A 6,097-nucleotide genomic window follows, 5' to 3' on the forward strand; every position below is an offset into this window, starting at 1 on the left:
CTAGTGATGTGAGTGCTCTTTACTTTTTTGTGATGCCTCTTTAGACATATCATGTAAAGAGACAACTTTGGCTTGAGTAAATACTCGGTTGCCATCTTTAAAATATAGCGTGAGTTTTCGTTCTTGCCCTGCTTTTAACTCATCTTCAGGGTCAAACACCATCAAATGATAACCACCGGGTTTGAATTCAATGCTGCTGTGAGCACCTATCTCTAACGAAATAACCTGTTCCATCTTCATCATGCCATCAACATGGGTATGTTGATGAATTTCAACGCGCCCTAAACCATCCAATGTTGCCTTTGTTAATGTTGTAGCCTGCTGACTCGGATTGGTAATCGTAAAATAAGCGACACTGGCCTTACTGGCAGGTAAAAATTCGCGAACTTGGGCATTGCTCACGGTTACTTCTGCAACATCGTTATGGTCATGACCGCTGTGGGCAGATGAAAAAGTACTATAAAATAAACTTGTGATAAGAAAAGAGAATGCGGGCAACAGTTTCATTATGTTTTAATCCTTGTTAAGACATCAACTTACCCGCTAAATTTAGCATACTTTATTTATTAAGGCAGTTTATTCGTACCTTAAGCTGGTGATTTCTTGTTATCAGCAATCAGCCAACACAAAGCTGCAATTAATAATAAGGGCCATGCAATCACCACAGAACCAAATAAAAACGCAAGCACTACCCCGACTAAAGCAACCACACCTGCACCAATTAAGCCTATGGTAAATAAAGCAACCCCAGCAACTAGAGCAATAACAGCGACAAGTGCACCAACCACCTCAAGCCCAGCCCAGCTCATATCGGCTATTGATAAAGGCAGCTGCCATGAATCAAAGGATACAAATGCAAATGTATCTGTGCACAGTAGTAAAATTGCTAAGACAATAATAGCTAACGTTTTCATGACCAGCTCCTAATAACCTTTTACTGGCAAGCTACAATGTGCAACAAGGTAACCCACCCCAACAATGAAAGGCATATGTAAAAACAGTATGATCATGAGCAAACGCGTTGACCATACAGGGAAGCCCAATCGAGCAGCTAAACCGCTGCACACTCCAGAGATTTTCTTATTAGTTAAATCTCTAAACCAACGTGATGATGTATGATAAGTATTCATCGTTTTCCTCCTAAGCCGACTGTTTCATTGTGGCTTTTAAATCGGCCAGCTCTTTGTCTATAGCATCATTTTTTTCTAACGCAGCAATTTGCGCCGCTGTCGAATTTGCAGCATCACTGTGTGTAAGCTCATAGGCTTCAACTTGCGACTCGATGTTTTCAACGCGCTGCTCTAAATAATCAAATCGCGCTAACGCATCCGCAACTTTGTTACTATGAAGCTGCTCTTTGACTTTTAAGCGTGCCGTAACCACGCGCTCTTTTTGCATGTAAGTCAGTTGCTTTGCTTTGGCATCTGCAAGCTTATTTTGCAAACGCTGACAGTCGTCTGTTAACTTCGCTAATGAGTCAGCCACTTTATCCATTTCACGTTGCTGCGCTTCAATCTCTGCGTTTAAACGCTGTTTCTCAATTAATGCTGCTTTAGCAAGATCATCTCTGTCTTTACTAAGTGCTTTTTCAGCTTTCGCTTGCCAATCAGCTTGCTTTGCTTGTTTTGCTGCAATTTCACGCTTTATTTGCTTTTCTTGAGTTAAGAATGTTGCTGCGGTTGCACGACACTCATTAAGTGCATCCTGCATTTCTTGCACGAGTAAATTAAGCAGCTTTTCAGGATCTTCTGCTTTATCGAGTGCAGCAGATAAATTAGCCTGAATAATGTCGTTTACGCGATTTAATACACCCATGTGATTCTCCTGTTGATAATTGGGTTAATACACCAAGGAGATTCCAATTCTTATGCCAACTACAAAAAATTTTAAAATAACCATTAAAATACATAAGGTTAATTAGTTTTCACGTAACTAAACACTGACTTTAAGCTGAATGGAAAATAACTAATTTGACTAAAAAACTAACTTTTAAACCAAATTTTAGGATCAAAAAAAGCCACAAAAGAGTGGCTTTTTTTCTGTTCCAATTTGAACATTAAATTTCTGGTACAAAGCTCAATGCTTTATCCATAACACTTAAATCGGCCGTTTTGCCATGACCATTTTCTGAAAGGTGGCGTCTAAAGCCTCGCGCGCCCGGCTGGCCTTGGAAAATACCCAACATATGGCGAGCAATATGCCAAAAATTCGCGCCTTGGCTCATCTCATCTTCAATGTAATCATACATAGCTCGCACAACCTGATGACGATTAAGAGTAAACGGGGTATCACCGTAAATTTTTTCGTCAACGTCACTTAAAATGAATGGATTACTGTATGCCTCACGACCAATCATAATGCCATCAACATAACCAAGGTGCGTAATTGTATCAGCAATCGTTTTCACGCCACCGTTTAGACTCAAGTGCAGTTGCGGATAGTCTTTTTTGAGTTGATAAACTCGCGGATAATCAAGCGGCGGAATTTCACGGTTTTCTTTCGGGCTTAACCCATTTAGCCATGCCTTACGGGCATGAATAATAAAGTCATCACAGCCTACATCGTGGCTTGCTTCAATCAGAGCACATAAAAACTCATACGAATCTTGCTCGTCAATTCCGATCCGTGTTTTAACGGTCACTGGAATCGATACTTCAGCCTTCATCGCCGCGACACACTCAGCAACAAGCTTTGGCTCAGCCATTAAACACGCACCAAAACGACCGTTTTGCACGCGATCAGATGGGCATCCTACATTAAGGTTAACCTCGTCATAACCACGCTCTGCCGCTAACTTAGCACATTTAGCAAGTGCGTCAGGGTCAGACCCACCCAGCTGCAACGCAACAGGACCTTCATGTTGATTAAAGTGTAAGTAATCACCCTTACCAAATAAAATAGCACCTGTTGTCACCATTTCGGTGTAAAGCACAGCATGTTTTGTCATTTTACGATGGAATGTTCGACAATGACGATCAGTCCAATCGAGCATGGGTGCCACCGACAAACGGCGATTTAATGTCGTCGTGCTCATAGTATGGCCCCTTTAAATATCAATGCGTTCACTTGCAACTTGATTACCTAATACATTAACGCTTATTAAAGCAGTAACGGCTAAGATAATTAGCCATCACAATAAAAATAAAGTTTGCGTGATTATACCACTTAACAAAGCTGACGGCATGACTTAATCGTAGATCAGATAATGAAGAAGTGTGTAACTAACACACTTCATCTGGGAGGAAATAAAGTAATGACTAAATCTCTACTTTATTTAAGAGATTTTCTAAATTTTGGCCGGTAAGTTCAAATAGTGTAATTTCGAGTTCTTTATAATCTTCATTTTTTAGATTAACGAGCTTAGCACCCACAGCAATGCGTGCCACTTTCTCAACAGGATCGATTTCTACAATTTCAATTGATGCGTGCGTGTCATGATCTTTTGATTGCACATAATATTCACTGAAGAATGTACCATCAGCGCGCACATTCGGGTTACTGTCAGACACCGACTGCAACAGAGTGCCTTTTTTAAGATCGCTCTTGCGAAGTGAAAAGCTATATTCAGCTACATTGGCATGACCGATGATCAAGGTTACTGCACTTTCATCATTGATTTTAAAGTCATGATCTGTCACTTCGATCACTTTTAATTTGCCACTATCATAGGTCGGCTCCATGCAAGCAGCTAAACTAAAAAGCAGAAAAACAGATAAAACAACATGTTTGAGTCGCATTCTTTGTTCCTTAAATTATATTGCCTCCTTTTAAGTTAGATAATAGAAGGCAATAATTCAAAGTTTAAATGACTGAAAATGCGCTTTAATTTTTACTATACCGCAACCGTTAAGCCAAAATAATGAGCAATGCCACCCAGAATATTTGTTACCGCAACCGAAGATAAAATTAATCCCATCACACGGCTTATGATACTTGCACCACTATCACCGATGAGTTTATGTACATGCGTTGCAAGTAACAGTAAAACCAGCACTATAATCAACACCGATAACATCACTGATGACGTGATTAACTGCTCCAGCCATGTGTATTCATTGTTTCGAGTCATTAGTACTGCAGCAAGCATTGCTCCGGGGCTTGCTATTGACGGAATAGCGAGTGGAAAAATAGCCGTTTCGGTACTATTGCGGACACTTTTTATTTCACTTTCAGGCTTACTTTCACCAAAAATCATCGACAAGGCAAATATTAGTAACACAATTCCGCCGGCAATTTGAAAAGCAGACAAAGGAATCTTAATTGCGTTTAAAAGTAGTTCACCCGCGAGTACAAAAAACAATAAAACCAGTGCCGACACTCCCACCGCTTTTAATGCTACTTTACGTTTAAACTTAGCGTCTTCGCCTCGTGTAACCGCGATAAAGACCGGCACAGTACCAATTGGATCAATGACAGCAAAAAAGAAAATGAACGCAGCAAGCAATTCACTCATACCGAAAACTCCCAAGAAAACCTGCTAGCGAATAAAAACGCTGCAACTACAATACAGTATGATAGTATATCACGGTAGCGTAAGGATAAGAGAAGATGAATACAGAATCACTCGTCAGTAAAGCAAAACAAGTATGTGATAATCGTGGTGCACGTTTTACACCTATCCGTGAAAAAGTATTCCGCCTGCTAGCGAGCGCGCAAGGTGGTGTTGGTGCTTATGACTTATTAGAACAACTCAAATTAACTGAGTCAGGAGCAAAACCAGCAACAATTTATCGCGCCTTAGACTTTTTGTCGGAACTGGGCTTTATTCACAAAATAGAAAGCACAAACTCATTTATGTTGTGCCATCATTTTGATCACATTCATCCAGTACAATTATTAATTTGTGATAGCTGCGGTTATGTAAAAGAGCTGCATTCTACTGTTATTTCGCACGAGCTTAATAACTTAGCAGCTGAAAGCGGCTTTATTGTCTCAGGACAAACAATTGAAGCACACGGAAAATGTGAAAATTGCAAAGATTAAGTGCACTGTTTTATACAGCCACTACAATTAAAGTTAGAACAGCAGCCTCGCTGCAATAACCTAAGGGAAAATAAACAATGAATGTGGAGTTCATCAACCCTTTTTTATCGTCTTTACTCAATGTATTGAGCACCATGGCTCAAACAGAATTAAAACCCGGTAAACCTAGCCTCAAAAAAGATGAGATTGCGCGCGGTGATGTCTCTGGTTTAATCGGTATGGTTGGCCCACAAACTAAAGGTTCACTTTCAATCACCTTTGATGAAAGTTTGGCCTTAACTATTATGGAAAGAATGCTGGGAGAGCGACCAGATTCAGTTAACGAAGAAGTGACTGATATGGTAGGCGAAATAACCAACATGGTCACCGGGGGCGCTAAAAACCTTCTGGGCGAAAAGGGCTATGAATTTGATATGGCAACACCGATTGTTGTATCAGGTAAAGGACACACCATTACACATAAGTGTGAAGGTGCTAAAGTACTCATTCCGTTCACCTCAGAGGACGGGAATGCCAATATAGAAGTTAGTTTTGATAAGCTATGAGTTGGCAACAAAAAACCATTCAGCTAAAGCCTCGCACACGAGGCTTTCACATCATTGATGACGAGTTACTTCGTCAACTACCTGAAATCAGCCAGTACAAAGTCGGTTTATTGCATTTGTTTATTCAGCACACTTCTGCCAGTTTAACTATTAACGAGAATGCAGATCCGACAGTGCGTATGGACATGGAAAGCCACTTCAACCACTTTGTCCCAGAAAGGCAGAGTTATTATCGCCACGATTATGAAGGTGACGATGACATGCCTGCACACATAAAAAGCAGTACATTAGGCTGCGAACTGACAATTCCAATCCATCAAGGACGCCTTCAACTCGGTACTTGGCAAGGTATTTATTTAGGTGAGCATCGCGACCAAGGCGGTTCAAGACGCATTGTTGCCACAATCCAAGGTCAACTATAAAACAAATAAATAAACAGGCGTGACGTAGCTGAAATGTTTTTAAATGGGAGTTATACCATTACGCTTAATTAAGTGGTCTATTTTGAGGCAATAAAACCGCGTTGATAACAAGGCAAAAATTTAGTTATTTAGTTGTTCTAAATCAGA

General features: G+C 40.4%; 10 protein-coding genes. 3 read left to right on the forward strand and 7 right to left on the reverse strand.

The window, feature by feature from the left end:
• The 7 genes from ACSSVW_RS06605 to ACSSVW_RS06635 form a co-directional block, all read right to left on the reverse strand.
• Entirely contained in the window at nt 1–507 is a 507-nt protein-coding gene (locus tag ACSSVW_RS06605; RefSeq protein ID WP_199525463.1) for a copper chaperone PCu(A)C, read from the reverse strand.
• 80 nt (nt 508–587) lie between these two features.
• Complete coding sequence (locus ACSSVW_RS06610; protein WP_036971355.1) at nt 588–914, reverse strand: hypothetical protein; 327 nt, start codon at nt 912–914, stop codon at nt 588–590.
• A gap of 9 nt (nt 915–923) precedes the next feature.
• Nucleotides 924–1,130 carry a PspC domain-containing protein gene (locus tag ACSSVW_RS06615; RefSeq protein ID WP_036971358.1) on the reverse strand — a complete coding sequence of 69 codons (207 nt, stop codon included), beginning with the start codon at nt 1,128–1,130 and terminating at the stop codon, nt 924–926.
• A gap of 10 nt (nt 1,131–1,140) precedes the next feature.
• Nucleotides 1,141–1,815: a PspA/IM30 family protein gene (locus ACSSVW_RS06620; protein ID WP_036971361.1), complete on the reverse strand. Its 675-nt coding sequence runs from the start codon at nt 1,813–1,815 to the stop codon at nt 1,141–1,143.
• A 241-nt stretch (nt 1,816–2,056) separates the two neighbouring features.
• Nucleotides 2,057–3,034, reverse strand: coding sequence for a tRNA dihydrouridine(20/20a) synthase DusA (gene dusA, locus ACSSVW_RS06625; RefSeq protein WP_454179041.1), 978 nt, complete (start codon nt 3,032–3,034; stop codon nt 2,057–2,059).
• 223 nt (nt 3,035–3,257) lie between these two features.
• Nucleotides 3,258–3,737 (reverse strand): hypothetical protein, encoded by a 480-nt coding sequence (locus ACSSVW_RS06630; protein ID WP_075594342.1) that lies wholly within the window; start codon nt 3,735–3,737, stop codon nt 3,258–3,260.
• A gap of 95 nt (nt 3,738–3,832) precedes the next feature.
• Nucleotides 3,833–4,453 (reverse strand): MarC family protein, encoded by a 621-nt coding sequence (locus ACSSVW_RS06635; RefSeq protein WP_036971394.1) that lies wholly within the window; start codon nt 4,451–4,453, stop codon nt 3,833–3,835.
• Between the two features lie 95 nt (nt 4,454–4,548).
• On the opposite strand from ACSSVW_RS06635, the gene ACSSVW_RS06640 reads away from it, so the two are divergent.
• The 3 genes from ACSSVW_RS06640 to ACSSVW_RS06650 all read left to right on the forward strand — a co-directional run bounded on the left by ACSSVW_RS06640 (nt 4,549) and on the right by ACSSVW_RS06650 (nt 5,950).
• The gene (locus ACSSVW_RS06640; RefSeq protein WP_036971396.1) at nt 4,549–4,983 is read left to right on the forward strand and encodes a transcriptional repressor; all 435 of its coding nucleotides are present in this window, start codon (nt 4,549–4,551) and stop codon (nt 4,981–4,983) included.
• Nucleotides 4,984–5,060: 77 nt separating this feature from the next.
• Nucleotides 5,061–5,528, forward strand: coding sequence for a chemotaxis protein CheX (locus tag ACSSVW_RS06645; RefSeq protein WP_065978232.1), 468 nt, complete (start codon nt 5,061–5,063; stop codon nt 5,526–5,528).
• Nucleotides 5,525–5,950: a secondary thiamine-phosphate synthase enzyme YjbQ gene (locus ACSSVW_RS06650; protein ID WP_036971402.1), complete on the forward strand. Its 426-nt coding sequence runs from the start codon at nt 5,525–5,527 to the stop codon at nt 5,948–5,950. Before ACSSVW_RS06645 ends, ACSSVW_RS06650 begins: the two co-directional genes overlap by 4 nt.
• Nucleotides 5,951–6,097: the final 147 nt, after the last annotated feature.

It is taken from the genome of Pseudoalteromonas sp. MBR-15 (assembly GCF_053628915.1).